We start from the raw sequence: 25,842 nt of genomic DNA, 5'->3' as shown, positions 1-25,842 counted from the left end.
AACGGCGCGCTCCCCCTTTCTCCCCACTAATTTCTTCCCGAGAAAAAAACGATACTCCCGTCCGGGGAAGTATCGTTTTTTGCTTACAAGCCTTGATTGGCTGCGGCTTTCCGGGATGTGACCGCCACTCTCCGCCCTGCCCGGTCCAGTACCTCTCCCCGCTTCGGACGAAACGTATTCACCCACAGCTTGTCCCCGTGCTCCAGCTCGGGCAGCAGGAAGGACGGGTTCCAGTTGATGTACCAATCTTGCTTGTCGTTTTGCGTTTCTTTAACCAAAATGGCTTTGCCTGTAAAAGAAATCGGCTCGCCAAACGTCTGCACGCTGAGCCGGTAGTGAAAGCTGATTTTCCCGTCTTCGCCCGGGACGACGTCTTCGTTGTACAGCGGTTCCACGCTGATATGCGTAGCCTCGATCCCGCTGTAGATGTTTTCATAGCGCGAGACAAACTCTTCTTTGCTCACCTTTGCTTTCGCATCCAGCGAGAGCTGCTCGTACATGTCGCTGAACTGCTGCTGCTTCCATTTCGCCGTATAGGCGGTAAAAGCCGCCTTTGCCATTTCTCCCTCTTGCTTCGGCCCCTGCTGCCAATAGTCCCAGATGAGGAAGAAAAATCCCGACAAAATGACGAGAAAGACACTCCAGAAGCAAAACCATGCCTTTTTCACCAGTTCCTCACCTTCCTTTTCACACGATAAACCAGCGGAAACAGAGAATATATGGAAGAAAGCTGATGAAACGATGATATTTTGCTCACAAACAGATGTTAAGTGTCAGACAATTCTCTTCGCAGGCCGCTCGTTCATTTGCTGGCCCCGTTTTTTGGCGCAGCCGTGTTTCGCGTACAGCCAAATTAGCCAGATTAGCCAAAACAGCCGCTCCCATTTTCAGCCATTTACAAAACTTGGCTGCGCCAAGCCTTTGGTGCAGCCTTAGTTGCCCTTATACTGAACAAGAATCTTATCCCTTCTTATCTGTACAAAAAAGGAAGACCGCTGGCTCGTCTCCCTTTTTCACTCTTCCCACATGTAGCCGAATCGGGGAATGGTCGTTATTTTTTTCCCGTACTTGCCCAGCCGCTTGCGCAAACGGTAGACAAGCGCATTGATTTCGGCGCGCCCGACATCCGGGACGCTGGTTTCGGCGTGAACCATTCGCTCCGGCCAGATCGACACCATGATTTCCTCATAGCTGACGGCCTGATTGGCCCGTTGATACAAAAGCGTAAGCAAGTCCATATCTTTTCCCGTCAAAGGAATCCGCGCGCCGTCCAACCGGATTTCCCGACGCTCCAGATTGATGACCAGACCGGAGGACACGGCAGCCGGAACGGTTGACTGCAGCAGCGGAAAAGAAAATTCTCTGGTGACATCCAGCTCGCTGCCTTCCGCAAAAAAGACCAGCTCGACGACTCCTTTGGCGAGACTGATGAGATCGCCGTGAAACAGCGGCTGCGGCGTTTGGCGGATCGGTGTCCCGTTCACCTCTGTTCCGTGCTTGCTCTCCAGGTCGGATATTGTATAGCGATTGCCGATTTTGCGAATCACGGCATGTCTTCTCGATACATATGGGCTGGAAAAAGCGATGTCAGGTGCAAGCTGGCTCCCTCGCCGTCCAATCGTGTACTCGTCCCTGCGCAGGAACTGGCGCTTTTGCACAAGCTCCGGATCGCCTTTTTTGATAAGGACATAGACGCCGTCTTCCAACGTTCATCACCTCAAAAAAGAGTTGCAGCTATCCGTATTTAATTACATACCAAACTGCCGGAAAGTCAACCCTTTTTTCCCTATATAGAAAAGCCGCCATCATCTTCGGCTTCCGAAAGCGCCTGACAACGACAGCTATGCTCGTTCCTTTTTGTTTTGCCTGAAGTATGAACGTCCGTGCTCTTTCGCTTGCGAGGAACTCATGAACAGCGCTTGAGTGCCGCCAGCTTTTTTGGCTCGATCGTCAGCAGGTGGCATACCCCGTTCGGGACGAACAGCTTGTACGCCATTCCTTTTGGCACAACCAGCAGCTCTCCCGCCTCGATCCAAATATTGCGCTCATGGGACATCATCAGCAATCTTCCGTTGACGACCAGAAGCATCTCGTCCTGCTGGTCGTTTTGTTGCCAGGGATACTCTCCCGAAAGCTGCTCCAGCTTGATCGCCGAATCGTTCAACTCGCCCACGACCATTGAGCTCCAAGACTCCTGTAACAATGAAAACTGTTGCGCGATGTTTATTTTCTCCATGATGGTTCTCTCCCCTTTGTCCCCACGATAATACAAAAGAGAGCCAGGAAAAATAGCAGCGATCTGATAGATTTATGATATTTGCGATCACAAAGCGATAATAAGATGCAAAAAATTGTAACGAATCAAACAGGCCGGACGCGGCTTCCTCTCCGCCTCCCATCCCATAGCGAGTTTCGCCCGCCCTGGCTGGGGCTTGGCCAAGGCGAGCGTTGGAGATGGTACACCCCGAATGCGCCGCCAGCGACCTCATGTGTTTATTTTTTATTTTGATGGGGAGGCTCAAACATTTTCGTTTCAACCGGGACGTTCACGTGAAGTTCTACTGGTTTCAAATAGCTAACAACGTTGCTGTTTCCATCGTATAATTCGTATTTAGCGAGAATCCCCGAATCTTTGTCGACCCAAAAGCGAAAGGTCTGCGCGCCATGTTTGTCGCTATTCTTAATCTTGCCTGTTAAAACGATCGTATGGTGATCTAGCAACCGTTCATCCTGTTTTTCAATCTCCCAGTCGTTGTAGTCGCGCGTAAAGTTTGAGGCGATTTCATATGGAAACAAGGAGCTTTGCGCGATGCCAATGGGAGGTCGCTCACGGTAGGTTGTCACTGTCATTCCCTGAGAATCGGTACGGAAAGCTTCTTCAGGAATAAGCGTCGCTCCCGAGCGGTTGAATTTGTACTTCTTTGCGTCCAATGTTGCCGAGGAACCGTCTTCCGTACGCCATAACGTACCGTTTTTGTAATAAGTCAGCCATACTCTTGAAGGCTTGGAATCGGCATCATAGTCAGTGACTTTACTGTATCCTCCCTCCATTTCGCTCAGGCTGAGCTGATACTCAACAAGCGACTTTTTCCCTTTTCGCAAGAGCTCAAATTTGCCGACCGCTGTCTCAAAATAATCAACCGTATTCAGCAACTTCGTCAGAACTTCCTTTTTGGTCATGTCGCTTGCGATTTCCGCTTGTTTTTGTGGCGAAAAAACAGTCTCCTGTTCAAGCGGCTTGGGAAGCGACGGACCCTTTTGCGCATCAGCGTGCGGTTGTACAGCTTCGCTTTGTGCCTGGGGAGAATGATTCAGGTCGGCGGCATTTGGATGGGAACAGCCGCCTGCGATCAGTGCTACTAGCAGGTGTAACCATACGATTTTCTTCACGTTTCCTCCTGATTACATTTACTTCCAAACTTTCCTTACATAATAGACGAGCGTTTGCGCAATTTGTTTCTCGGAAAATTCAGGCCCACGTGCGTTTCTCTGCTCTAAAAAAATAAGGAGGGGCTATTTCCCCTGCCTTAATTACCAATGCCCTACTTTTGATTTTTCTGCAAAATGTCCGCAGCTATCTGCTCGATCATCGCCTTTTTCCCGAGCGCGAAAAACGCTTCGTCGTAGTTTTGCTTCGTGGTAACGCGGTACACCTTGCCGTTTTTGTTCGCGCGCATATTGCTCCAGATCGCCGTGTCTTCCAGCACGTTTTGCTCGGAATCGGCGAGCAGCACGATGTGGTCAGGGTCGAGCGTCGACAGCCCCTCCAGGCTCGTCTCCTTGCCGCCCCACGGGTCCGGATCGGGAATCCCGGCCGCTTTCGGCAGCTTCAGGTCGGTGTAGATCATGTCCGCCAGCCCCGTTTTCGCGTAAATGCGAATGCCCTTCTGGGTGGCTTCGATGACCGCAAACGTTTCCTCGCCCGTCGCCGCCGCGATCTGGTCGTGCAACTCCTTCGCCCGGTCGTCATACGCCTTTAGCCATTCCTCCATTTGCAGCTTTTTCCCCAACGTTTCCGCGATGAAGTCAAACCGTTCGCGAAACGCGTTGAAGCCGTAGGGCACGCGCACAGTCGGGGCGATTTTGTTCAGTTGTTCGTATATCTTGTTTTGGCTCGGCCCGGCGAAAATCAGGTCCGGATTCGCCGCCGCAATCGCCTCGACGCTTACTTCGTTTTGAAACCAGCCCGCTACGGCGACGTCTGTACCCAGCTCTTGTTGCAGGATCGGCGTCAGCTCTGTCGGGCTCTGATACTGGCTGTTCCCCGTCAGCACCGGGCGAATTCCAAGCGCCAACAGCTCCTCTGTCGCCCCGGACACGTCCGCGATTCGCAGCGGGTTGGCCGGGATCGTCACTTCTCCGGCCGCGTCCTTGACCGTCCGTGTCTTTGGCGCTTGCGCCGCCGGCTTGTCCGCCTGGCCTGTTTGTCCTGCTTGACCGTTGTTTTCCGCCGCTTGGCTGCAGCCGCCTACGAGCAATGCCAGACCGAGCAGTCCTGCGATCCAGCCGTTCTTTCTGTTTGCCATACGTTCCGTCATCCCCCACCATTGTGATAATGATTCTCAACAACTATGCTTGATCGTACTCTTGCAAGCCGTTTGCAACTACCCGATGATGGCGAAAAATACGGTTGGCGGGATAAGAAAACCTGTAGCGAAGCCTCCCCAATGACGAGCGACTGCGTTTCGGCGGAAGGTTGTTCTCGCTGAATCGGGTAGTTTGCTCTCGAAGTTTGATCCTTTCCGATTCAGTAAAAAAAGCGGGCGAATTATCTCCCGCCTGATGCATACGGCAGCACGTGCCTTCCCCGCTTCACGTCGGACGGGTTAAGCCCGTACTGCTTGCGGAACGCCTCGGAAAAGTGGCTGAAGTTGGAAAAGCCCACAGTCAGCGCCACCTGGCTGACGTTCAGCTCGCCTGCGCGCAGCAGCTCCAGCGCTTTTTCCAGCCGCTTTTCCCGCAAATAGGCGAACACGCTCGTGCCGAACTCCTCTTTGAACCCGACTTTCAGCTTGTATTCGTTCAGTTGGGCCATGCGCGCCAGCTCGACCAGAGAAGGCGGCGCCTCCATGTGCGCGAGCAAAATTTCCCTGGCGTTGTGAATCTTCTCCCGGTCGCTGCGCGACATGCCGGGCTTGTTGCCCTCCGGTTCCCGCCCGAACAACAAAGTGTCGAACGCATGCGCGGCGATCTCCAGCGTCTTGCCTTCCGCATGCAGCTTGCGCAGTTTGGGCTGGGATGCCGGCGGCGCGATCAACTGCCGAAGCCGCATCGTCATATCCGGCCGTAGCGGCATGCGAAACATCCGGAAAGAACGGCCGCCGAGCAGCCCCTCAAATGTATAGGGCGTCCCTTCGTCCATCTGCGCGAGCCATTCGTTGAACAGCTCCACCGAAATGCCGATCGCCACCGAACGAAACGGCGCTTCGGCCAAATAGCAAAAATCCGCCTGAAAGTCGCGCATCAACTGCAGCGAGCAACTGTCCGGCACCAGGTCGTGCTGGGAACTGCCCGAGACAGCCACCTCTCCCGTCCCTTGGAGGCAAAAGCTCAGCTCGACCATGGCCGCCTCCGAGCGAAAATGCATGGCGTGGTCATCCGGAAAACGGTGAAAGGAATCGACAATCTCCAAACCAGGGCGAGGCATCATTCTGTTGATGTATCCGTTCCAGCCGGACAACTCATCCCCCGCCAACTCTGTGCCGATGTCATCGAGCCGAACGTTCGGCAGCGCGTCAATGTAACTGTCGTAGATGGAATGTATGGATGTGGAATGCATGGCAATCTCCCTGTTATTAATATTTATTCTTTGCTGAAAACGATTCTTGTTCTCATCATAAAGAAAAAAGCATGGCCTTGGCAACCTTTTCGCCACGAATGATTGCCTTGGCACATGCATCGATTAATGCAAAATGTTTAACAAAATCGTCAGCGTCCCTACGCTGAAAAGCGTCGTAACCAGCACGCTGCTGGAAACGAATTGCGGGCGCATGTTGAACTGGATGGCGTAAATCGCCGTAGTCGCCGCAGAAGGCATCGCGGCGAGGATGACCAGCACCTTTTGCAGCAGCGGGTCAATCGGGAAAAACAGGCAGATCACATAGGCCAGGACAGGCGAAGCGATCAGCCGAATTACGCTGGCGGCGCTGAGCCCTTGCCACTCCAGCGCTTTGGACGACACGTTGGCAAGCTGCATCCCCAGGATGAGCATGACGACCGGAATCGCCGCCTGCGCCACGAGGTCGATCGCCTGATAGTAGCTCTCGGGAATGACGATGTTGAGCTGCTGCAATAAAATCGCCAGGACGACCGCGTAGTTGGAAGGCTGCTTGAAAATCGCCCGAATCGCCGTGCCCACGCCACCCCCGCCGCGCGAAGCGAAGTAGACGCCGAACACCCCCATGATGATCGAGTGAAACACCATGATCTGGACCGCGTACGTGAACCCGGCATCCCCGTATGCGAACAAAATGATCGGCGTTCCGTAGTTCCCGCTGTTCATGAAGGCGGTGGAGAGCATCAGGGCGCTCTCCTGCGACTTGTCGTACCTAAACAGCCGCGCCGTCAACTGCGTGAGCACGATCAGCGCGCCCAGCAGCAATAACGAGATGATGACGATGTAAAACAATTGCAGATCAAGCTCTGTCTTGTAAAACGTGCGAAAGACAAGCGCCGTAGTCAAAATGTAAATCGCCAGCGAAGAAATCGGCTTCAAATCCATTTGAAACTTGCGTTGGAGAATGTACCCCGATAAAAAAATGAGCAAAACAGGCAAGATGACTTCGAGGAAAATCATGGTCCATCCCCACTTCTGTATTCGAGTCTTGAATTAAGAATAGTATAGCAAAATTCACAAAACATTCATGACCGTTTTATCGGCCGCAAACGGTTTCATTTCCTTTTATGAAGCTCACCGGGATTTTTTCCCGAAAAAAGCCGATCCCCTCGCCAAAAAGCCGTCTCCCTGTTTCCAGGAAGACGGCTGGATGGCCGCGCCACTATTTTGCTTGTTGCAAAAAACGTTCTACCTCTGCCAAAACAGGCAGCGCGGGAATCGCGCCCGTCCGCGTCGTCGTAAGCGCACCTGCGGCGTTGGCAAAGCGGACCATGTCCCTTAGCCTCGCATCCGTCATGGCGGCCAACGGTTCAGCCGCATCCAGCAATTGGCTGAGCAGGCCGCCCCAAAAGGCGTCTCCCGCCCCGGTCGTATCTACCGTCTTTACCGCGAAGCCCGGCACGATCCCCGCGTGCTCGCGCGTTCGGTAATAGCAGCCTTGTTTGCCCAGCGTGACAAAAATGGCCTGATTGCCGCATTCCGCGAGCAGCCATTGTGCCGCCTCCGCCAAGTCGGCCATCGGCGCGAGCAGAGCCAGCTCCTCCTCCGACAGCTTGACCACGTCGGCCTGGCGAATGCCGCGGAGCGCCATTGCCTTCGCTTCTTCCATGCTCGGCCACAAGCTCTCCCTGATGTTCGGATCAAACGATACCAATCGCTTGTGCCGCCTGGCGATCTCCACCGCCTTCCAGGTCGCCGACCGCGCCGGCTCATGCGTCAAGGACAGCGAGCCGAAGTGAAACAGCCGCGCTTGGGCGATCGTCCCCTCGTCAATATCCTCCTCGCGCAGTTGCGTATCGGCTCCCGGACTCCGGTAAAACGAAAACGAGCGCTCCCCGCTGCCGTCAATATGCACAAAGGCAAGCGTGGTCGGGGCCGCCTCGGTCAGAACAAGCCCGTCCGTTCCAATCCCCAGCTCGACCAGCGTCTGCCGGAGAAAGCGGCCGAACGGGTCATTTCCGACTGCGCCGAGAAACGCCGTCTTTTTGTGAAAGCGGGACAAGGCAGCAAGCACGTTTGCCACCGCCCCGCCTGGATTTTGCTCATATGCCGCTTTTCCCGGCTCGGGATGGGGCATCGGCGTGAAATCAATCAACAGCTCGCCGCAGGCAACTACATCGGGCATGGTTCTCTCTCCTTTTCTTGCTCTGAAATCAACCTAGCCAGGCCGTCAAGGCAACAGGCAAAGCGTTCACTTCTTCGGCAAAAACAGCTCCGGCGCCGTGTACAGCGCGGGAGAGCCGCCTGTGTGCAGGAACAGCACGTGATCGTCCCGGCCAAAGCGCCCTTCGCGGACAAGCCCGATCAGGCCGGCCATCGCTTTGCCCGTGTAGACCGGGTCCAGCAAAATCCCTTCCGTCCGGGCGACAAGCTGTACAGCCTCGACCATTTCCTCTGTCGGAATCGCGTAGCCTGGCCCGACAAACCTGTCCTCGCACTGCACCCACTCCGGCTGAATCTGCCCCGTGAGGCCGACGGTCGCGGCTGTGCGCTGCAAAAGCTCCAGCACCTTCGCCTCTTGGGCGGCACGGTCGCGGCTGACGTTGACGCCAATCACCTTCGTGCCAGACTGCCTCGCTGCGAACCCGGCAATCAGCCCTGCCTGCGTCCCGCCGCTGCCTGTTGCCGTCACGACGTAATCGTATGGCGTGCAGCTCTCCCACGCCTGCTGCTCGATTTCCTCCGCGCACGCCATGTAGCCGAGCGAGCCGACCTCGTTGGAGCCGCCAACCGGAATCAGGTACGGCTTTCTCCCCGCTTTTCGCAAGCTTTCGGCGAGCACGTCCATCTCTGCCAGCAAATCTTTGTCTGCGGGAACGACTTCGATTTTTTCAGCGCCCAGCAAATGGAACAGCAGGTGGTTTCCGCTCGCCTGCGGATTGTAATCGCCTGTCTCGGGCGCGGACAAAACAAGCTGGCAGCGCAATCCTTCGCGAACCGCCGCGGCCAATGTCAGGCGGCAATGGTTCGATTGGACGGCTCCGCACGTAATCAGCGTGTCCGCTCCCTGCCTGATCGCGTCGGCGACCAAATATTCCAGCTTGCGCGTCTTGTTGCCGCCAGCGGTCAAGCCGAGCAAATCGTCGCGCTTGATCGAAATCGTCGGTCCGCCCAACTCCTGCGACAGCCTGTCCAGACGCTCGATCGGCGTCGGTCCTGGCGTATATGTTCTGCGCTCATAGCGAATTGGCTTCATCTCATAAGGCTCCCTTCGAGCTTGATGGAATAATAATACGCGCTGGCTTTTGCTGATTCCTGCTCTCGTGACGGGCAGCCGCTTGCCAAGCTCTCTCGCCACAGCCGTACCGCTTTTGGACAAAAGCGCGGAAGTCTGCCGCCACCTCTGCCGATTATTTGGCTGCTGCTGCGAAAAAACCGCCCCGCCTGATAAGCGCAACATCGTTCTCGCCCGCTGTTCATCTCTTGTTCATCTTCTTCTACTACACTCCTTCTTGTAGACAATCACGAAGCGAATGGGAGATGATTTTTTTGCTGGTATGGGCTGTACTCTTCATCAATCTGGCACTGGTTACGTACACGATCGGCGTCTGGGCGGAACGCCGCTCCAGGGAGCTTGCCTGGGGGCACTTCGCCTTTTTCTGTCTGGGACTTGTGTTCGACACGGTCGGGACGGCCTTCATGAAGCTTTTGGCTGACGGCGCCCCTTTGAATTTGCACGGCATCACCGGATTAGCTGCGCTCATCCTGATGTTTTTGCACACCGCCTGGGCAGGCTTCGTCCTGTGGAAAAAGCAAGACAGCCAGCGTAAGCAGTTTCACAAATTCAGCCTGTTTGTCTGGATTCTTTGGCTGATTCCGTACTCCATCGGTGTCGCCTTGAGCTTTCTCAACGGCTAGACGCCCCTTTTCAAAAATAAAAGCGACAAGCAGGCTGTCCAGGCGTTGGGCAGCCTGTTTTTGCGGAAGCGGAATGTGCTTTTCTCGCGCAAGAACGGGATTAGACTTCGCTTATTCCGGGTATAGAATACAAACGCCTGCTCGCGTGCAAAGGACAGGGAATCCGGCACGCGAGCAGATCGCTACAGTCTGCCAGCAAGAAGGGGTTTGGATGAAGAAAAGAAGAACCTATACGCTTCGCTTTATTTTGGAAATGCTTGTTGTTTTTTCTGTGCTCGCAACGATCTTGATTGAGGTCATTTCTTCTCTTCATGTCAACCGAACCTCACTCTCCAGCAACTATTTGGAAAACAACTATCATTACGCCAAAAAGCTGGCGAAAAATACAACAGACATATTGACGGCGCTGCAAAACAACATCGACGCGATTGCCAAACAAGCTGGCGACAAGCCGCTCAAAAACACCGACCTGCAAGCGTGGTACATGGCCAATCGGCAGTATTTCCACTCGCTGCTCATAGCAGATGCGACTGGCCACATCCAGGCGGTCAGCCCGGCCGCATCAGGTGTCACGGCAGGCACCTTGCTGACCTCCCATGCCGCCCGACTCGCCCTGTCCACTATCCGCTGCACGGCACCTGGGCGGTCGACATCATCACCTGTGCCGATCAGGCATTGTACCACTCCAAAGCTACAGGGCGGAACAAGACGACCTGCTTTCGCCTAGAGGTCGCGTCCCTGTAGTCCGGGCGCCTCCCGCTTTTGAATGGATGGGGGCTGCGCCTCCACTCTTCGGCCATGTTTTCGCACGCTGCCGCAATCAAACGGCCTTGCCCTGCCCGCAACTGTCCGCCAGAGCAAAAAAAGCTGCCGACAGATCGCGGTTGATCTGCGACAGCTTTTGCTCTTGCTCTAGCCAAACAAATAGTAGCGGGAAAGATCCACGCGGTAGTTTTGGACAATCTCGTCGATTTCCTGTTTGCCCCGCATCAGGATGTCCATGTACTTTGCTTTTTTCTCCTCGCTCATCCGGTAAATCGGGCCGGAGATCGTCAACGAGCCCATCACATGCCCGTCGTAATGGAACAGCGGACAAGCGATGGCCAAAACGTCCGGTGTGTATTCGCCCGTGCTGATCGCCCAGCCGTTTTCGCGAATATGCACAAGCTCCTCGCGCAGTTTGTCCGGATCGGCAATCGTATTTTTCGTGTACTGCCGCAGGCCCTGCAAAATGATTCGCTCGATTTGCTCCTGCGGCAAGTAGGCCATGATCGAGCGATACGAGGCCCCCACGAACAGCGGCGCCCGGCTGCCGACGGACACGGAGTATTTCACGACGTTGTCCGGCTCCAGCGCATCGAGGGTCAGTGCCTCATCTTCGTCCAGGCAAGTCAGGAAAATGGATTCTCCCGACTCTTCCATCATTCGTTGCAAAATAGGCCGAATCAGTCGTGATACATGGAACGACTCTCTCATTGTCAGTCCAAGCTCCCACAAGCGAATGCCTAATGAGTATTTTTTGGTCTTGGGATCTTTTTCCAGAAAGCGATTGGCTTCGAACGTAGACAATACGCGGAATACATTGGCGTGATTCAAACCGACTTCCTTGGCGAGTTCCCTGGCTCCCCACTCCGGTTTTTCTTTCGTGAAAAGCTGTAACAATTTGAGTGATTGATCCAACGTTTTTAACACGACGACTCCCCTTATTCACGATTACTTGTCTCGCAAGCGAAAGCTTTTCATCAGTTTTGCTCGTACAAAAAGTCGATGGCAGCCGCTACGTACACCTTCGCGCAGCGGATGACATCCTCCACCAGCACTTTTTCGTTGAAATTATGGATGCTCGGCAAGTACGCCGGACCGTATTGCAGGACCGGAATGTCGTACGCGCGGAAATGTCGGGCATCGCTGCTCGCCCACTGCTGAACGCCAAAAGCGTGCTCGCCTGTCACGTACGTGATGTTGTCGACAATCGCCCGGCAGACCGGGTCGTCAGGCGAGGTGTAGTTGGCGTGGCTTTGCGTTCCCATCGGCACGATTTCATAGTCGATGTCCAGCTCGTCCAACTGGCTGGTGATGTAGCCCATGACTTCCGCTCGCGTCACGCCGAACGGCAGGCGGCAGTCCACTTCTACCGTGCAAGTGTCCGGCACGACATTCGCTTTTGTCCCGCCCTCAATCGTCCCGATGTTGCAGGAGACGCGCTCCAGCACGTCCTGGTACGGTTCCCGCTCGGTGCCGAGCATGTACTCCTTGGACACCTTCACCAGTTCCTTGACTTCATCCGGAATGACGACGGGATAATCCCAGACGGTACGAATCCGTTCGATTGCGCGAATCGCGTCCATGATCGCGTTTTTTCCGGCAATCGGACCCAGGCTGCCATGTGCCGGCTTGCCTTTGACCGTAAGCTGGAACCAGCAGGAGCCTTTTTGCCCCAAAGTCGGATTGTGCGGCGAGGACGGCTCGGCAATCAGGCAGCCGTCGCCTTCGACCAGCTTGCGCTCCAAAATCCACGGTACGCCCAGCGCGCCGCCTGTCTCCTCATCGGGCACGATCGCCAAAATCAGTTGTCCCGGCAGTTCGATCCCCAGTCGCTGCAAAATCGTCGCGGCAAAAATCAGCCCAGCCAGGCCGCCTTTCATGTCGGAGGCGCCACGGCCCAAAATCCAGCCGTCTTTGACTTCTCCGCTGAACGGGGCAAACTCCCACTTGGAGAGGTCGCCCGCAGGCACCACGTCGGTATGCCCGCAGTAGATCAGCTTTTTGCCGCTCTCCCGATTGCCGATTCGGGAAATGAGGTTGTACATGTTCGGCCCTGCTTCGTGCCAGTCTGTCGCGATGCCAAAACGCTCCAGATATTCGGTAATATAGCGGCTGATCGGGCCAGAGTCGCCCGGCGGGTTTTCGCTCGGGAACTGAATCAGGCGGCAGCACAGCTCGATCAGCTCTTCCTTGTTCTCTTCGACAGCGGCGATGACCTGGTCTTTTAACGCTTTGATCGCAGCGCTCATGATCCGCTCACCTTGCCATCCAATGTGAGCAGATGCTTCATCGAGCCGTACAGCGACGTCAGGCGCGCAAACTCGGCTTCGTCGTAAAACGCGCATTTGCCAACGCCGAACAGCTTGGCTACCTCGATCACGAAGCGCACCACCTGCTCGACGTGCACGAGATGAGTCGCTCCTGTCGCGCAGCCTGCCACTGGCACCTGCGTCGTCAGCGCGATGCCGACAACCGGGCTGTCCGTGACCACGCACGGCTGCATGATGCTGTTGATATGATGCAGATTGTTGCCGTACGGTGTAATGTCCTGCACCGTGATCGGCAGCGTCACGGGCATGTTGCCGGACGTCTGCTTCATCACTTCCAACAGATCGTTGCTGATGCGCAAGATGTACCCTTCCTTGACCGTCGGGGTAATGGCATAGCCTGTATGGTTGAGAATCATGTTTCCTTTTGTCGTGTCGATGGACAAAATCGCGTCCATCTCCGCCGCCACTTCGTTCGCATTCATGATTTGCATGTCGACAGGAGAGTTCATGAACGGCACAGGGTCGTGCGGCAATGTCGGCGCATCCGGGCAAATGTGCGTGGTGAGCAGGATATCGCCCGCCAAAACGTCCCCGCGCTGCTGCATCTCCGCCAGCTTGGCCGCTGCCGCCATGCACGCGAGAGCGCCGTCGCCATCGGATACGAAGCCGATTTGCTCGGGACGCGCACCGATCCCGCCCAGGCGGCCAATGACGCCCAGTGTCGGCGCTGTGCCGCCGCTGCTTTTGCCGTTCTTTCCTTTTATCAATACTTTGACGAAGTCGGTTTTTCCTTTTTGTCCATGGACCGTAGACATTTCTACGTCGCGAAAACCTCTTTGCTCAAAATACCGCTTCAGGTCGTCTCCTGTAACGTAAGCGCTATCCATGAGATCGTACATCTCGATTACATGCTTGAAAGACATAAAGCAAGTCCCCTTTTCATTATGATAGATTTCCTAAAAGATGACAAGAAACCATATGCTGCTCTTCGTACAGCGTGAGGGCAGGCGCTTCTGTCTGGCAGCGGTCGGTCGCATACGGGCAGCGCTTGTGAAAATGGCAGCCGGACGGCGGATTCATCGGGCTTGGCACGTCCCCCGTCAGGATGACCCGCTCCTTTTTCACCAAGGGGCTTTCCTTCGGCACGGCGGACAGCAAGGCGCGCGTGTACGGATGCTGCGCGTTGTGGTAAATCTCCTCGTACGTTCCCATCTCGACCACGCGGCCCAAGTACATGACTGCAATCCGGTCGCTGATGTAGCGCACGACGTTCAGGTCGTGGGAGATGAAAATGTAGGTGAGGTTGAAGCTCGCCTGTAGCTCTTTGAGCAGGTTGATGACCTGCGCCTGAATCGAAACGTCGAGAGCGGAGACGGATTCGTCGCAAATGACGACTTCGGGATTGAGCGCCAGCGCTCTCGCGATGTTGATCCGCTGTCGTTGTCCCCCGGAAAACTCATGCGGATAACGAGTCGCATGGTAGTCAGACAGGCCGACGACGGCGAGCAGCTCCTTCACCTTTTTCACCCGCTCCTGGTGGGTCCCGACCTGGTGGATGACGAGCGGCTCCATGATGAGCTGTTCGACCGTTTTGCGCGGATCGAGCGACGCGTACGGGTTTTGGAAAATCATCTGGATCGACTTGCGCGCCTTTTTCATTTCCTTGTCCGACAGCTTGGCCAAATCCTGGCCGTTTAAGATGACCGAGCCTTCTGTCGGGCGAATCAACTGCATCACCAGCCGGGCCAGCGTCGACTTGCCGCACCCGGATTCGCCGACGATGCCGAGCGTCTCTCCCCGTCTGACCTCGAAGCTGACGTCATCGACCGCCTTGACGACCTTGGAAGACTTGGCGAACAGCGACTGGTCCTTCACGGGAAAATACTTTTTCAACTGGTTGATCTGGATAATCGCCTCACTCATGTGCGGCTCCCCCCTTCCGTTCTAGACGTTCGTCTGCTGTCTGGAAATGGCACGCCACCAAATGGTTCGGGCCTGCTTCTACCAGCGGCGGTCTTTCGCTCAAGCATTTGTCTTTGGCATATGGACAGCGGGGAGCAAAATAGCAGCCCGCGATATCTTCGCGCAGATCAGGAGGATTGCCCGGAATAGATGGCAGCTTGCCTGCGGTGTCTGACTTGATTTGCGAATCGAGCAATCCCCACGTATAAGGATGAAGCGGATTTTGGTACAAATCTTCCACCGTCGCGTATTCCACGGTGTTTCCGGCGTACATGACGAGAACTTTTTGGCAGCTCTCCCACACGACGCCCAGGTCATGCGTAATCATGATGATCGAGGTTTGCAAATCGTCTTGCAGCTTTTTCATCAAATCCAAAATTTGCGCTTGTACCGTCACGTCCAAAGCGGTTGTCGGCTCGTCCGCAATCAACAGCTTCGGATTGCAGGCCAGCGCAATCGCGATCATGACGCGCTGGCGCATCCCTCCGGAAAACTCGTGCGGATACTGCTCCAGACGCTTTTCCGGCTCCGGGATCCCGACCAGCTTCAGCATCTCGATGGCGCGCTCGCGGGCGGCTTTTTTGTCGAGCTGCTGGTGCAGGCGAATCACTTCCATAATCTGATTCCCCACGGTAAAAACCGGGTTGAGGGAGGTCATCGGGTCCTGAAAAATCATCGAAATTTCATTTCCGCGAATCTTCCGCATTTCCGCCTGAGAAAGCTTCGTCAACTCTTTCCCCTCAAACAAAATGCTGCCTCGTTCGATTTTTCCAGGGGGAGACGGAATCAGCCCGAGAATGGCGGTCGAGGTGACGCTCTTGCCTGAGCCTGATTCTCCGACAATCCCGATCGTCTCCCCCTGCTTCAAGTCAAAGCTCACACCGTTTACCGCCTTCACGACCCCGGACGAATAAAAATAAACGGCCAAATCTTGCACGCTGAGTAGTACATCTGACTTTGCCAATTCCTCTTCACCCCAATCTATGTTTCGCTTTCGTCGCTTACACTTTCATTTTCGGGTCGAGCGCATCCCGCAAGCCGTCACCGAACAGGTTGAAGCCGAGTACGGAAAGCAAAATCGCCAGCCCGGAGAAGGTAGCCATGTGCGGGGACAGGACGAGGAAGTCTTTTCCGTCCTTCAGGATGCTGCCCCATGAGGCTGTCGGCGGCTGCACGCCCAGACCGAGGAAGCTCAAGGCCGCTTCGGAAATGATCGCGCCGGCTACGTGCATCGTCGCGTACACAATGATCGGTGCCATACAGTTTGGCAGGATGTGGTGAAAAATGATCCGGGAATCGTTTGCCCCGAGCGATCTCGTGACCTCGATATACTCCTCTTCCTTGACCGCCAGCACCTGGCCGCGGACAATCCGGGCAAAGCCGGGGATGTTGGCGATCCCGATGGCGAGAATGACGTTGAACAGTCCGGCGCCGAGCACGGTCATGAGCGAGATCGACAACAGAATGAACGGAAAGGCGAACAGGCCGTCCATGAGGCGCATGATGAGCGCGTCCCATTTGCCGCCGTAATAGCCGGCGAGCAGCCCGAGCAGCGTGCCGATCATGCCGCCAAGCCCGATGGCAAAAATCCCGACGATCAGCGAAATTCGCGTCCCGTAGACGATCCGGCTGAACAAATCGCGTCCGTAGTTGTCCGTCCCGAGCAAATGGCCGTCGATGCCAGGCTCGGACAGCGAATTTGCCAAATCCATCTCATTCGGACCATGCGTGGCGATCAGCGGCGCAAACAGGGCGAAAATGACCATGATCGCGATGATGACCAGGCCGATCATCGCCAGCTTGTTTTTCAATAGCCGTCTCCAGACACTGTTTTCCTTGCTTTTTTTCTTCGGTGCGAGCGTCGCGGGAGCTGGCGATAGCGGTTGCGCATGGTTGCTCATATCGGATCAGCCCTCCCCTTTGTTCGATAGTTTCACGCGCGGATTGACCACGGTGTACAAAATGTCGACGAGCAAGTTAATCAACACGAAAATGACGGCGATGAACAGCACGGTTCCTTGGACAACGACAAAGTCGCGGTTTTCGATGGCGTCCACCACAAGCCGTCCCATCCCCGGCCAACTGAAGATCGTCTCCGTCAACACCGCGCCGCCGAGCATGGACGATATTTGCATCCCCATCACCGTGAGCAACGGCGTCATCGCGTTTTTCAGAGCGTGCTTCCAGACGACGAAAAATTCGCGCAGCCCTTTGGCACGAGCCGTCTTGATGTAGTCCTGGCGGATCACTTCCAGCATGCTGGAGCGTGTAATCCGGGCAAAAGTCGCCATCGGAATGGTCGACAAGGCGATGCTCGGCAAGATCAGGTGGGTGACGACGCTGCCGAAGCCTTCGGACAAAGAGCCCATTCCCGTTGCCGGCAGCCAGCCGAGATGCACGCTGAAGTACAGGACGAGCATGACCCCGAGCCAGAAAATCGGCATCGACACGCCGACGAGCGAGAGGATCATGACGGTGTAATCCCAGACGGAATACTGCTTGGTCGCAGAAATGATGCCAGCCGGAATCCCGATCAAAAGCGAGAGAGCGAGCGCACAGGCGGAAAGCAAAAGCGTGTTCGGGAAGCGCTCCATAATGAGCGACATCACAGGCTGGTTGTAGCCGAGCGAAGTGCCGAGATCGCCCTGCAAAAGACTGCCGAGAAACTCGACGTATTGGAGGTACAATGGCTGGTTTAACCCGAGCGATTCCCGCATTTTGGCGATTTCATCCGGAGAAGCCTGCGGCCCGAGCAGTACCGCCGCCGGATCGCCGGGAATCAGCCGCGTGATGATGAAAACGGTCGTGGCTACAACAAACAGCGTCGGGATCAAGTCGACTAACCGTCTGAAAATCAGTTTGAGCAATCCATTCTCCTCCTTTCAACCACTCTTGCTTGATGAATCATGTCCGAAGAGAGGACCAGGCGGCCTCTCTTCGGACGGGAAAAGCTTGCCTGCTGTTTACTTGTTCAGCCAGACGTTCGTTTCGTCGTTCACCAGGAAGATCGAGCCGTCCGCGCGCACCTGGTAGTCTTGCACGTATTTTTTCATGCCCGTTGCCACGTCAAGCAGCCCCAGCTCCACATGCACGCTGTCGTCGTTGATGAGCTTCATGGCCTGGCTGTACAGCTCTTTGCGCTTCGCTTCGTCTGTCGTTTCCGCTGTCGCGCGCTCCAGGAGCTTGTCTACTTCCGGGTTGCTGTAAGCGTAGCCGTTTCCGAGAGAGCCGATTTGCTTGCTGTGGAACATTTGGTAGAGGAAGAAGTCAGGGTCTGGGTACCAGGACCAGCCCATGATGTAGAGCGGCGCTTTTCCTTTGGCGACGATGTCGCTGAACGTTCCCCACTCTACTGTCTTGATTTCCGCGTCAATGTTCAGGTTGTCTTTCAACTGCTGAGCCGCGATAGTCGCCTGCGGCACGCGGGAAGCGATTACATACAGTTCGGTTTTGAAGCCGTCCGGATAGCCTGCCTCTGCCAGAAGCTGTTTTGCTTTTTGCGGGTCAAAGGCAGGTACGGCTGCTTCGAGCGACGCGTCATAGCCCCACGATGCTTTCGGCAGCGGCAGAAACGACTTCTCCGCTCCGCCCCACTTGAACACGCCTTTTACCAGCCCTTCCACGTCAACCGCCATGCGGATGGCTTCCCGAACCTTTTTGTCTTTGGTCGGACCTTCGATCTGGTTCAGGCCCATGTACTCGATGGACAGGCCCGGCTTGGTCTGCAGGTTCAGGTTTGGATCCTTCTCGATGATCGCGCGGTTTTGGCCTTTTACATCCGTCACCATGTCGATGTCGCCGGAACGCAGGGCGTTGGTCATCATGTTTGCATCTGTAATGAATTTGAACTCTACGCCGTCCAGATGCGGTTTTGGTCCCCAGTATTTATCAGAACGCTTCAAATTTACAGAATCATCTTGATTGAACTTGTCGATCATGAACGGCCCGGTGCCAACGAGATGCGTGCCGAACTGATCTTTCCAGCCTTCTACTTCTTCACGCGGCACGATGATGTTGCCGCCATCGGTCAGCATCGCCAGCAAGGCTGCGTTTGGCGCATCGAGGTGAATCGCGACCTCGTTTTCGCTGATGACTTCGACTTTTTCCACGCCGCGCAGACGCTTGAGCGCGGATTGCTTCGCGGAGCGCTCCAGGCTGTACTTCACGTCTTCCGCTGTCATTTTGCGCCCGTCCTGGTATTTGCCAGGCTGGAAGTACACGTTGTCACGCAGCTTGAACGTGTACACCTTCATGTCATCGGACACTTTCCACTCCGTAGCCAGGCTTGGCTCGATTTTGGACAGGTCGCTCGTGTAGCGGACGAGCGTGTCGCCAATGCTGCGGATGATGTTCGATTCATAAGCTCCGGTGTACGCAATCGGGTCCAGCGTTTTTGCTGTAGACGACAAACCGATTTTCAGCACGCCGCCGTCTTTTGGCTGCCCGGCAGCCGCCTGCTGCTCACCGCCCTTTGACTCTTGGGCAGGTCCTCCACATGCAGCGAGTGCCAACATTGACACGACCATGACAGAAGAAAACAACGCTTTGGCTTTGCTAATTTTCCTCACTACGATTCCCCCAGTTAATGTTTTTGTATCAAATAACGAAACACATATTCACTATGTGTTACGTTTTGGATTATAGCAAATGGCTTTTTTAGTGTAAATAGTCGAAAAACAAAAAAAGTTAAGACTTGATTCACAGCGTTCGCTTTCAGTACAATCTCTTCAAGATTCGCACCTACTAAAAAATCAGGAGTGTCTAACCGATGAACCAACTTGTGGAAATTAGCCGCAATTTGCTGGCAACTTGTTTAGGGGTAAAAGAAACAGAAGAGCTGGTCATTGTCACCGATGAAGACAAGCGCCCTTTGGCGGAAGCCCTCTACGCAGCGGGAAAGCTGCTCGGAGCCGAAACGATGCTGCTCGTCATGCAGGAGCGTGAAAAATCAGGCCAGGAGCCGCCGCAGACGATTGCAGAAGCGATGAAGCAAGCAGACGTCGCCGTGTGCATCACGAAGTATTCGCTGACGCATACGCAGGCGCGCAAAAATGCCGCCGCCAACGGGACGCGCGTCGCGACCATGCCCGGCATTACCGAAGATATGTTCACCGCTGGCGCCATTTCCGCCGACTACCAGGAGGTCAAGCGGCTGACGGAAACCGTCACGGACATCCTGACCAAAGGCAAGCAGGTACGGATCGAAAAGGGCGGGTACACGCTCGAATTTTCCATCGAGACGAGAAACGGCGTTCCCAGCACTGGGATGTATTTGGAAGCGGGCCAGTCGGGCAACCTGCCGTCGGGCGAGGCGTACATCGCCCCCGTGGAAGGTTCGGCGAACGGCCAGATTTTGGTCGACGGCTCCATCGGCGGAATCGGCAAAATTGACGCGCCGTTGCTGCTCACCGTCAAGGACGGGAGACTCGTCGACGCAAAAGGGCCGATGGCTGCCCGCCTGCTCTCCACGCTCGGGGATGGCGACGGACGGATGCTTGCAGAATTTGGGATCGGAACCAATCACAAGGCGAGAATTATCGGAGTTGTACTGGAAGATGAAAAAGCGTTCGGGACGATCCACGTTGCGTTTGGCAGCAACGCTACTTTTGGGGGAACGATTCAGGCGGGCGTGCACATTGATTTAATCGTAAACGAACCGGATGTGTACATCGACGGAGTGCCCTTGCAGGAAAAAGGACGCTTTCTGTTTGCGGCACAATAGCGAGCGACAGGCGTGAAAACGAAAAAGCAGAAGCGAATACACTCGCTCCTGCTTTTATTCATGCCCCAGGCCCGCGCCAAAACAGCGGACTGTGGACAGGGGACAGTGGGCACCAAGCCACCCGGGCGCTGCGCTCTTGCTCTTACTGTTGCTCTTGCTTTTGCCTTGCGCTAATTCGCTGCCGAGAGCTTTTCCACCAGCCGCTCGAGCAGTTCTTGCCCGTCGCTGCCCACGATATTTTTGCCGTTGTACAGCGCAAACGGCTTTTCCAGACATTGGCCGCAATAGTTGACACACCGCTCGTCGATCAACTGCACATCGGGAAATTTCCTGACCTCGTTTCTCACCCACTCCAGACTGCCTTGGAGATTGCACGGGCAAAATTTGATTGTATGCACCATCGTCTTCCCCCATCAATAAATGGCATTGCGCTTCTACCCAAATTTTACAGTCAATTCAGAATTAACAGCAAGAACACGCATAAAACCGCAAACGCTTTAAAGCGGCGAGGAAGCCGAAAAGGCCGGGCAGGCTGCCAGAACTTGGGCGTCTGGAACCGCTCGGCCTTTTTTGGTTATAGTCGCGTGCGTACAGCTCAAGCAGCCCTTTACGCCTCTTGCAGCAAAAACTGTTTGCCGTACTCGCCGTGATCGAGAATCATCGGATGCTCAATCTGGATCGTCGAATGCTCGATGCCGTACTTCGTTTTCAGCAGATGATTGATGCCGAGGATCACACAGTACGGCTGAATATCCTCGCGCACAAACACGTGTGCCGTCAGCGAGTAGTGCTCTGTCGATACCGCCCACAGGTGCAGCTCGTGCACGTCATAGACGCCTTCCACGCTGGCGAGGTCTGCCCGGATTTGGTCGAGATCAAACTGCTCCGGCACGGATTCCATCAGGACGGCCAGCGATTCGCGGATGATTTTGAAGCCGCCCATAAAGATGATTCCTCCGATCACCATGCTAATCAGCGGGTCGAAGAGGTAGTAGCCTGTGAAGTAAATGAGAATGGCAGAAGCGATGACGCCCACAGAGCTGAGCAGGTCGCCGATGAAGTGCCACAGGGCGCTTTTCACATTCAGGTTGTCTTCTTCCTTGGTGCTTCTGGACAGCACGATCGTCAGCACGATGTTCACGATCAGCCCGATGGACGCGATCGTCAGCATCAGTTGCAAGTCGACGTCTTGCGGGTGAATCATCCGGTTAATCCCTTCAATCGCGATGCCGATTGCAATTACGGCAAGCGCCAGGCCGTTCAAAAACGAAGCGATGATTTCAAAGCGCAAAAAGCCAAACGTGTACTTTTTGGTCGGCTTGCGCGTCGCCATGTAAATCGCGGTCATGCTCAAACCGAGCGCGATGACGTCCGAGATCATGTGCGCCGAGTCGGACAGAAGCGCCAGCGAGTTGGACAACAGGCCGCCGACGATTTCCACGATAGTAAAAAACAAAGTCAGGATCAGTGTAATCCACAACGTTTTCTTCGATTTTTGCTGTTCCTTCACGTGATCGAGATGATGATAATCAGCGTACTTCACGTGTTTCATAAGAGCCACCCCCACTATCAAAATAGAAAAATTACAATCTAATAATTAATTTAATTATAGGGTGTTTTTGCCACTTATTCAAATGAACATTTTATGGATCATACTACTGATTTTCATTCCCAGCCCAGTCGTTTCTCACGGAGAGACGCGGGGAAAACGCGGTTTCGTTCAGCATTTTGGCCCGGCTCCTGTTGCCAACGCAAAGCAAACAGCCTTCTCCCCCTCTGGAAAAGGCTGTTTGCTTTGCGCGATTTACTGGCAGCCTGTTTTGACACACCTCAAGCTACGAGACATACCCCTCGACAATGCGCCGAATATTCCCTTTGTGCTGCTCCAGCAACCGAAGCGACTCGGCCTGCGACAGCGCCGTTTTTTTCATCACAATCGCAAGCCTGGCGTCGCCTTGCGCCCTGTTCAACAGCTCATCGGCTTCCTCCAGCGAGACGTCGGCCGCTTCCGCGACGATCTGCTTGGCCCGCTCCTTCAGCTTTTCGTTCGTCACCTGCACGTTGACCATCAAATTTTTGTACACCTTGCCCAAGCGAACCATGCATGCGGTCGTAATCATGTTGAGCACCATCTTCTGCGCCGTCGCCGCTTTCAGCCGGGTCGAGCCTGTGACGACTTCCGGGCCGACCACGACGTTGATGGAGACGTCCACGCCTTCATTGATCTCAGCCGTCGGATTGCACGACAGCGACACAATTTTCGCCTTGAGCCGACTCGCCTCTGCCAGTGCGCCTTTTACATAAGGCGTGCGCCCGCTCGCCGCAATTCCCACTACAGCGTCACCGGCCCTGACTCCGTGCGCCCAGACATCCTCCTGGCCCAAATACGCGAGGTCTTCCGCTCCTTCAATCGCTTTGACGAGCGCTTCCACTCCCCCGGCGATCACGCCTTGCACGAGGGAAGGGTCTGTGCCAAAGGTCGGCGGGCACTCCGCCGCATCCAGCAGTCCTAAGCGGCCGCTGGTGCCTGCGCCAAAATAAAACAGCCTGCCGCCGTTTTGCAAGCATTCGGCAATCATGTCCACCGCCCGGGCAATCGCAGGCAGCTCCTTTTCCACGCAATAGGCGACTTTTTTGTCCTCCTCGTTCATGAGCCTGATGATGTCGAGTGTCGAGAGCAAGTCCAGGTCTTCCGATTGCTTGTTTTTCGTCTCGGTCGTCAAACCGCTCAGTTGATTTCTCATCCGCTACCTCCCCGTCAGTCTCCAGTTCGTCCGTTTTCTTCATCAAAAGTGCCCCTGTTGCTTCCACATACTGACAGGCAAGCGACCGACTGCCTTTTGCTTGCCGAACAAAACGTCCGCAACGACTCCCAGCGCCCGTTCACTCTGGTCGTACACCGCAAGAAAAGCGTCCACCTCCGGAAAAGCGGTCAGGTCGTACGGGTTTCTGAGCGCCACTGCCACCACCTTTTTGCCTCGCGTGGACAGTTGCTGCACCAGTTGCGCCTGACCGCTGTAAAGATGGGCGTTGTACGTAAAAACGATCACCGTATCGCAGGGCGCCACGGCAGCGACAGCCTGCTCGATCTCCGCCTGCGCAGGTTGGAGTGCGGACAGAAAGTGGGCATGCACCTGTCTGTGCGCTTGCAGCGGCGCTACCAAAAGCTCCGCGCCCGCCTGCTGATCCTCTGCCTGCGTCAACCGGCCCACTCCCGGCAAAATCACGCCAAGCGCCCCCGCCTGCTCCGGCAAAGGGACAAGCCCCTGGTCGTTTTTCACCAAGGTCACAGCCTGCGCGAGCGCTTCTTTGGCCAGCCGCTCGTGAGCCGTCCGGTCAAAACCGGGACCTGTCGCCGCCAGACACTGCTCCCAGGAAAGATAGCGCTGCTTCAGTTCCGTGATGCGCTCGACAGCCTCCTGCACCCGGGAGTCGGGAATTTCACCGCTGCGGATCGCTTCGGCCAGACGATCATACGTCTTCTGCTGCACCTCGGGCGTATGCGAGACGAGCACCATGTCCACGCCCGCCTGTATCGCCTGCACCGCTGCTTCCGGCACGCCTGTGGAGTTGGCGATCGCGGCCATTTCCAGACAATCGGTAATCGCAACGCCCTGAAAGCCGAGCTGCCCGCGCAAAACGTCCGTCACCAGCCGCCGCGAGATCGAGGCAGGCGCGCCGCTTTCGTCGACGGTCGGCAGGCTGACATGTCCGATCATCACCATCGGGGCTTTTGCCGCGATACAGCGGCGAAACGGAACCAGCTCCACCTGCGAGAGCCGCTGCCAGTCGTGCCGCAGCACCGGAATCGCTTCGTGCGAGTCTGTGCTCGTGTCGCCGTGGCCGGGAAAATGCTTGATCGCAGCAACGACGCCGCTTGCAAGCAGCCCTTGCACGGCGCTCTCGCCAAAACGCCCGACCGCTTCCGGCTCCGCGCCGAACGAGCGCACTCCGATCACCGGATTGGCCGGATTGTTGTTCACGTCGACGACAGGGGCAAAATTAACGGTAATGCCCGCGGCCCGCAGTTCCTCTCCAGTCGCCGCATAAACCCGTCCGGCCCACTCCGGGCTTCCCGTCGCACCGAGCGCCATCGCTCCGGGAAACCGGGTAGCACCGCGCATTAGCCTCGCCACGACGCCGTTTTCCTGATCGGTTCCGACCAACAGCGGATGCGGCTGTCCGGCTTCCTTCGCCCAGCGTTGCAACGTGCGCACGCGCCGAAACGTCTCTGCGACTGAACCGATGTTGCGGCTGAACAAAATCACGTTGCCAATCTGCCGCTCGCGAATCCACGTCTCCATCTCACCGGGTACTTCCAGCGTCGGGTAACCGATCATGAGCAGTTGCCCGACTTTTTGCTCCACACTCATCTGCTTTGCACGCATGGAGAACCTCCTTTTTTTCGCACGCTCGCAGCCGCGAATGACGCGAATGATTAGACAAGCTCCTTGCTGTACTTGGCGTACTGCTTCCAGCTTGAATAGCCGAGCTTGGCGTAAAAGTCGACGAGCGCCGTCCAGTCAATCACGATCTGCTGAATCCCGCGCTGCCGCAGCATGGCAATCCCCGCCTGCACGAGCGCCAATCCCAGGCCGCTTCCCCTGTGCGCCGGGTCGATGCCAAGCGGTCCGATCCCGCCCAGCTCCCGCGCAAAAAGCGGTGCCCAGTAGACGTTTTGCGCAATAAACGGCGACTTCGCGTCATTGATCCGGCAAAAGCCGACGATTTCCCCCTGCCGCTCCAACACGACGAACTCGCGCCCAGTCCCGCCGCGCTGAAAATAGTGAATCGCCTCGTACTCCCAGCGCCCGGGAAAGCAGCGATGCAAAAAGGACAAGAACGCGTCTTTGTCGTCCGCCGCAAGCAAGCGGAAGCGCCCGTCCGCGACTTGCGGCAATGGAACGGATTTCTGATCGTCCTGATCGGAATAGCGGCAAAGCAAATCGTTTTCCAACGGCTCCAACAAGCGGTACCCACGCGCGGCAAACCAGGCTGAAACCTCTGGCGACTCAACGGGAATCCCCGGGAAATAATGATACGGGTCGCGGCCGAGCCATATTTTTTGCACGCCGCGCTGCCGCAAAGCCCGCTCTGCTCGCGCCAGCAGCTCGCTTCCGATTCCTTGGCCGCGATCGTTGCGGTCCACGAGCAACACCTGAATCCAGCCGACGCCTTTTCCCAGTTGCACATCGAGCTGTTCCTGCCAGCATTTTGCCACGACAAATCCTACGGGACGCCGCGCAACCGCATCCATGGCAATCCAGGAGCCTGCCTGCAGCACATTGCGATCTTCCAGGCTGTTCTGGCGGAGCAGCTCGGGACGCATCGGGAAGCGCTCTCCCAGCTCCCGGTTCCACAGCTCGCACAGCGCATCCAGGTACAGCGCGTCCAATGGTACGTAAAACATGCGTTCATCCGCCTCCTAA

Annotated in this window: 25 protein-coding genes; 3 read left to right on the top strand and 22 right to left on the bottom strand. The window is 55.8% G+C overall.

The window, feature by feature from the left end; genetic code table 11:
- Positions 1-83: 83 nt before the first annotated feature.
- The 9 genes from AC3WQH_RS13460 to cuyA all read right to left on the bottom strand — a co-directional run bounded on the left by AC3WQH_RS13460 (position 84) and on the right by cuyA (position 9,032).
- Entirely contained in the window at positions 84-668 is a 585-nt protein-coding gene (locus AC3WQH_RS13460; protein WP_492332081.1) for an NTF2-like N-terminal transpeptidase domain-containing protein, read from the bottom strand.
- A gap of 345 nt (positions 669-1,013) precedes the next feature.
- Positions 1,014-1,706: an FHA domain-containing protein gene (locus AC3WQH_RS13455; protein WP_005827471.1), complete on the bottom strand. Its 693-nt coding sequence runs from the start codon at positions 1,704-1,706 to the stop codon at positions 1,014-1,016.
- A gap of 200 nt (positions 1,707-1,906) precedes the next feature.
- Positions 1,907-2,236 (bottom strand): cupin domain-containing protein, encoded by a 330-nt coding sequence (locus AC3WQH_RS13450; protein WP_007780244.1) that lies wholly within the window; start codon positions 2,234-2,236, stop codon positions 1,907-1,909.
- 257 nt (positions 2,237-2,493) lie between these two features.
- A complete protein-coding gene (locus AC3WQH_RS13445; protein WP_025849093.1) occupies positions 2,494-3,390 on the bottom strand; it encodes a LolA-like protein in 897 nt (298 codons plus the stop codon).
- A 152-nt stretch (positions 3,391-3,542) separates the two neighbouring features.
- Positions 3,543-4,526, bottom strand: coding sequence for an ABC transporter substrate-binding protein (locus tag AC3WQH_RS13440; protein WP_005827478.1), 984 nt, complete (start codon positions 4,524-4,526; stop codon positions 3,543-3,545).
- 242 nt (positions 4,527-4,768) lie between these two features.
- A complete protein-coding gene (locus AC3WQH_RS13435; RefSeq protein WP_005832578.1) occupies positions 4,769-5,779 on the bottom strand; it encodes a helix-turn-helix transcriptional regulator in 1,011 nt (336 codons plus the stop codon).
- A 123-nt stretch (positions 5,780-5,902) separates the two neighbouring features.
- A complete protein-coding gene (locus tag AC3WQH_RS13430) occupies positions 5,903-6,796 on the bottom strand; it encodes an AEC family transporter (protein ID WP_005832580.1) in 894 nt (297 codons plus the stop codon).
- A 202-nt stretch (positions 6,797-6,998) separates the two neighbouring features.
- A complete protein-coding gene (locus AC3WQH_RS13425) occupies positions 6,999-7,961 on the bottom strand; it encodes a carbohydrate kinase family protein (protein WP_025849095.1) in 963 nt (320 codons plus the stop codon).
- A gap of 66 nt (positions 7,962-8,027) precedes the next feature.
- A complete protein-coding gene (cuyA, locus tag AC3WQH_RS13420; protein WP_005832585.1) occupies positions 8,028-9,032 on the bottom strand; it encodes a D-cysteate sulfo-lyase in 1,005 nt (334 codons plus the stop codon).
- A 293-nt stretch (positions 9,033-9,325) separates the two neighbouring features.
- Here cuyA and AC3WQH_RS13415 point away from each other — a divergent pair, with 293 nt between their 5' ends.
- Positions 9,326-9,694: an HsmA family protein gene (locus AC3WQH_RS13415; RefSeq protein WP_007784503.1), complete on the top strand. Its 369-nt coding sequence runs from the start codon at positions 9,326-9,328 to the stop codon at positions 9,692-9,694.
- A 211-nt stretch (positions 9,695-9,905) separates the two neighbouring features.
- Positions 9,906-10,421, top strand: a complete 516-nt coding sequence (locus AC3WQH_RS13410; protein WP_238501665.1) for a hypothetical protein — start codon at positions 9,906-9,908, stop codon at positions 10,419-10,421.
- A gap of 185 nt (positions 10,422-10,606) precedes the next feature.
- Here AC3WQH_RS13410 and AC3WQH_RS13405 read toward each other — a convergent pair whose 3' ends face one another.
- The 8 genes from AC3WQH_RS13405 to AC3WQH_RS13370 form a co-directional block, all read right to left on the bottom strand.
- Positions 10,607-11,386, bottom strand: coding sequence for an IclR family transcriptional regulator (locus AC3WQH_RS13405; protein ID WP_005832591.1), 780 nt, complete (start codon positions 11,384-11,386; stop codon positions 10,607-10,609).
- A 50-nt stretch (positions 11,387-11,436) separates the two neighbouring features.
- Positions 11,437-12,708 carry a M20 family metallopeptidase gene (locus tag AC3WQH_RS13400; protein WP_122953001.1) on the bottom strand — a complete coding sequence of 424 codons (1,272 nt, stop codon included), beginning with the start codon at positions 12,706-12,708 and terminating at the stop codon, positions 11,437-11,439.
- Positions 12,705-13,652: a DUF1177 domain-containing protein gene (locus AC3WQH_RS13395; protein WP_005832596.1), complete on the bottom strand. Its 948-nt coding sequence runs from the start codon at positions 13,650-13,652 to the stop codon at positions 12,705-12,707. The genes AC3WQH_RS13400 and AC3WQH_RS13395 overlap by 4 nt, the downstream gene beginning before the upstream one ends.
- A 19-nt stretch (positions 13,653-13,671) precedes the next feature.
- Positions 13,672-14,652 (bottom strand): ABC transporter ATP-binding protein, encoded by a 981-nt coding sequence (locus tag AC3WQH_RS13390; protein WP_025849105.1) that lies wholly within the window; start codon positions 14,650-14,652, stop codon positions 13,672-13,674.
- On the bottom strand, positions 14,645-15,655 hold the full coding sequence (locus AC3WQH_RS13385; protein WP_026558134.1) for an ABC transporter ATP-binding protein: 1,011 nt from the start codon (positions 15,653-15,655) through the stop codon (positions 14,645-14,647). Before AC3WQH_RS13385 ends, AC3WQH_RS13390 begins: the two co-directional genes overlap by 8 nt.
- A gap of 37 nt (positions 15,656-15,692) precedes the next feature.
- Positions 15,693-16,592, bottom strand: a complete 900-nt coding sequence (locus AC3WQH_RS13380; protein ID WP_007784508.1) for an ABC transporter permease — start codon at positions 16,590-16,592, stop codon at positions 15,693-15,695.
- 6 nt (positions 16,593-16,598) lie between these two features.
- Complete coding sequence (locus AC3WQH_RS13375; protein WP_007784510.1) at positions 16,599-17,558, bottom strand: ABC transporter permease; 960 nt, start codon at positions 17,556-17,558, stop codon at positions 16,599-16,601.
- 96 nt (positions 17,559-17,654) lie between these two features.
- Positions 17,655-19,259 (bottom strand): ABC transporter substrate-binding protein, encoded by a 1,605-nt coding sequence (locus AC3WQH_RS13370; protein ID WP_487092071.1) that lies wholly within the window; start codon positions 19,257-19,259, stop codon positions 17,655-17,657.
- 200 nt (positions 19,260-19,459) lie between these two features.
- Between AC3WQH_RS13370 and AC3WQH_RS13365 the strand changes: the two genes are divergently transcribed.
- On the top strand, positions 19,460-20,413 hold the full coding sequence (locus AC3WQH_RS13365) for an aminopeptidase (RefSeq protein ID WP_007784514.1): 954 nt from the start codon (positions 19,460-19,462) through the stop codon (positions 20,411-20,413).
- 170 nt (positions 20,414-20,583) lie between these two features.
- On the opposite strand, the gene AC3WQH_RS13360 is transcribed toward AC3WQH_RS13365, so the two are convergent.
- From AC3WQH_RS13360 to AC3WQH_RS13340, 5 genes are all read right to left on the bottom strand, one after another.
- Positions 20,584-20,814: a DUF1450 domain-containing protein gene (locus tag AC3WQH_RS13360; protein ID WP_005832609.1), complete on the bottom strand. Its 231-nt coding sequence runs from the start codon at positions 20,812-20,814 to the stop codon at positions 20,584-20,586.
- Between the two features lie 206 nt (positions 20,815-21,020).
- The gene (locus tag AC3WQH_RS13355; protein ID WP_025849111.1) at positions 21,021-21,956 is read right to left on the bottom strand and encodes a cation diffusion facilitator family transporter; all 936 of its coding nucleotides are present in this window, start codon (positions 21,954-21,956) and stop codon (positions 21,021-21,023) included.
- Between the two features lie 292 nt (positions 21,957-22,248).
- The gene (murQ, locus tag AC3WQH_RS13350) at positions 22,249-23,157 is read right to left on the bottom strand and encodes an N-acetylmuramic acid 6-phosphate etherase (protein ID WP_005832613.1); all 909 of its coding nucleotides are present in this window, start codon (positions 23,155-23,157) and stop codon (positions 22,249-22,251) included.
- Between the two features lie 42 nt (positions 23,158-23,199).
- Positions 23,200-24,801, bottom strand: coding sequence for a glycoside hydrolase family 3 protein (locus AC3WQH_RS13345; RefSeq protein WP_005832614.1), 1,602 nt, complete (start codon positions 24,799-24,801; stop codon positions 23,200-23,202).
- A 50-nt stretch (positions 24,802-24,851) separates the two neighbouring features.
- Positions 24,852-25,823: a GNAT family N-acetyltransferase gene (locus tag AC3WQH_RS13340; protein ID WP_007784521.1), complete on the bottom strand. Its 972-nt coding sequence runs from the start codon at positions 25,821-25,823 to the stop codon at positions 24,852-24,854.
- Positions 25,824-25,842: the final 19 nt, after the last annotated feature.

The organism is Brevibacillus sp. FW301-21C12A (assembly GCF_058788915.1).
This window is presented reverse-complemented; position numbering and strand designations above follow the sequence as displayed.

Excerpts from the sequence above, each read along its gene's own strand:
- AC3WQH_RS13450 (WP_007780244.1), bottom strand. The coding sequence starts at position 2,236 with ATGGAGAAAATAAACATCGCGCAACAGTTTTCATTGTTACAGGAGTCT.
- AC3WQH_RS13440 (WP_005827478.1), bottom strand. The coding sequence starts at position 4,526 with ATGGCAAACAGAAAGAACGGCTGGATCGCAGGACTGCTCGGTCTGGCA.
- AC3WQH_RS13435 (WP_005832578.1), bottom strand. The coding sequence starts at position 5,779 with ATGCATTCCACATCCATACATTCCATCTACGACAGTTACATTGACGCG.
- AC3WQH_RS13430 (WP_005832580.1), bottom strand. The coding sequence starts at position 6,796 with ATGATTTTCCTCGAAGTCATCTTGCCTGTTTTGCTCATTTTTTTATCG.
- AC3WQH_RS13425 (WP_025849095.1), bottom strand. The coding sequence starts at position 7,961 with ATGCCCGATGTAGTTGCCTGCGGCGAGCTGTTGATTGATTTCACGCCG.
- cuyA (WP_005832585.1), bottom strand. The coding sequence starts at position 9,032 with ATGAAGCCAATTCGCTATGAGCGCAGAACATATACGCCAGGACCGACG.
- AC3WQH_RS13410 (WP_238501665.1), top strand. The coding sequence starts at position 9,906 with ATGAAGAAAAGAAGAACCTATACGCTTCGCTTTATTTTGGAAATGCTT.
- AC3WQH_RS13400 (WP_122953001.1), bottom strand. The coding sequence starts at position 12,708 with ATGAGCGCTGCGATCAAAGCGTTAAAAGACCAGGTCATCGCCGCTGTC.
- AC3WQH_RS13395 (WP_005832596.1), bottom strand. The coding sequence starts at position 13,652 with ATGTCTTTCAAGCATGTAATCGAGATGTACGATCTCATGGATAGCGCT.
- AC3WQH_RS13390 (WP_025849105.1), bottom strand. The coding sequence starts at position 14,652 with ATGAGTGAGGCGATTATCCAGATCAACCAGTTGAAAAAGTATTTTCCC.
- AC3WQH_RS13380 (WP_007784508.1), bottom strand. The coding sequence starts at position 16,592 with ATGAGCAACCATGCGCAACCGCTATCGCCAGCTCCCGCGACGCTCGCA.
- AC3WQH_RS13365 (WP_007784514.1), top strand. The coding sequence starts at position 19,460 with ATGAACCAACTTGTGGAAATTAGCCGCAATTTGCTGGCAACTTGTTTA.
- AC3WQH_RS13360 (WP_005832609.1), bottom strand. The coding sequence starts at position 20,814 with ATGGTGCATACAATCAAATTTTGCCCGTGCAATCTCCAAGGCAGTCTG.
- murQ (WP_005832613.1), bottom strand. The coding sequence starts at position 23,157 with ATGAGAAATCAACTGAGCGGTTTGACGACCGAGACGAAAAACAAGCAA.
- AC3WQH_RS13345 (WP_005832614.1), bottom strand. The coding sequence starts at position 24,801 with ATGCGTGCAAAGCAGATGAGTGTGGAGCAAAAAGTCGGGCAACTGCTC.
- AC3WQH_RS13340 (WP_007784521.1), bottom strand. The coding sequence starts at position 25,823 with ATGTTTTACGTACCATTGGACGCGCTGTACCTGGATGCGCTGTGCGAG.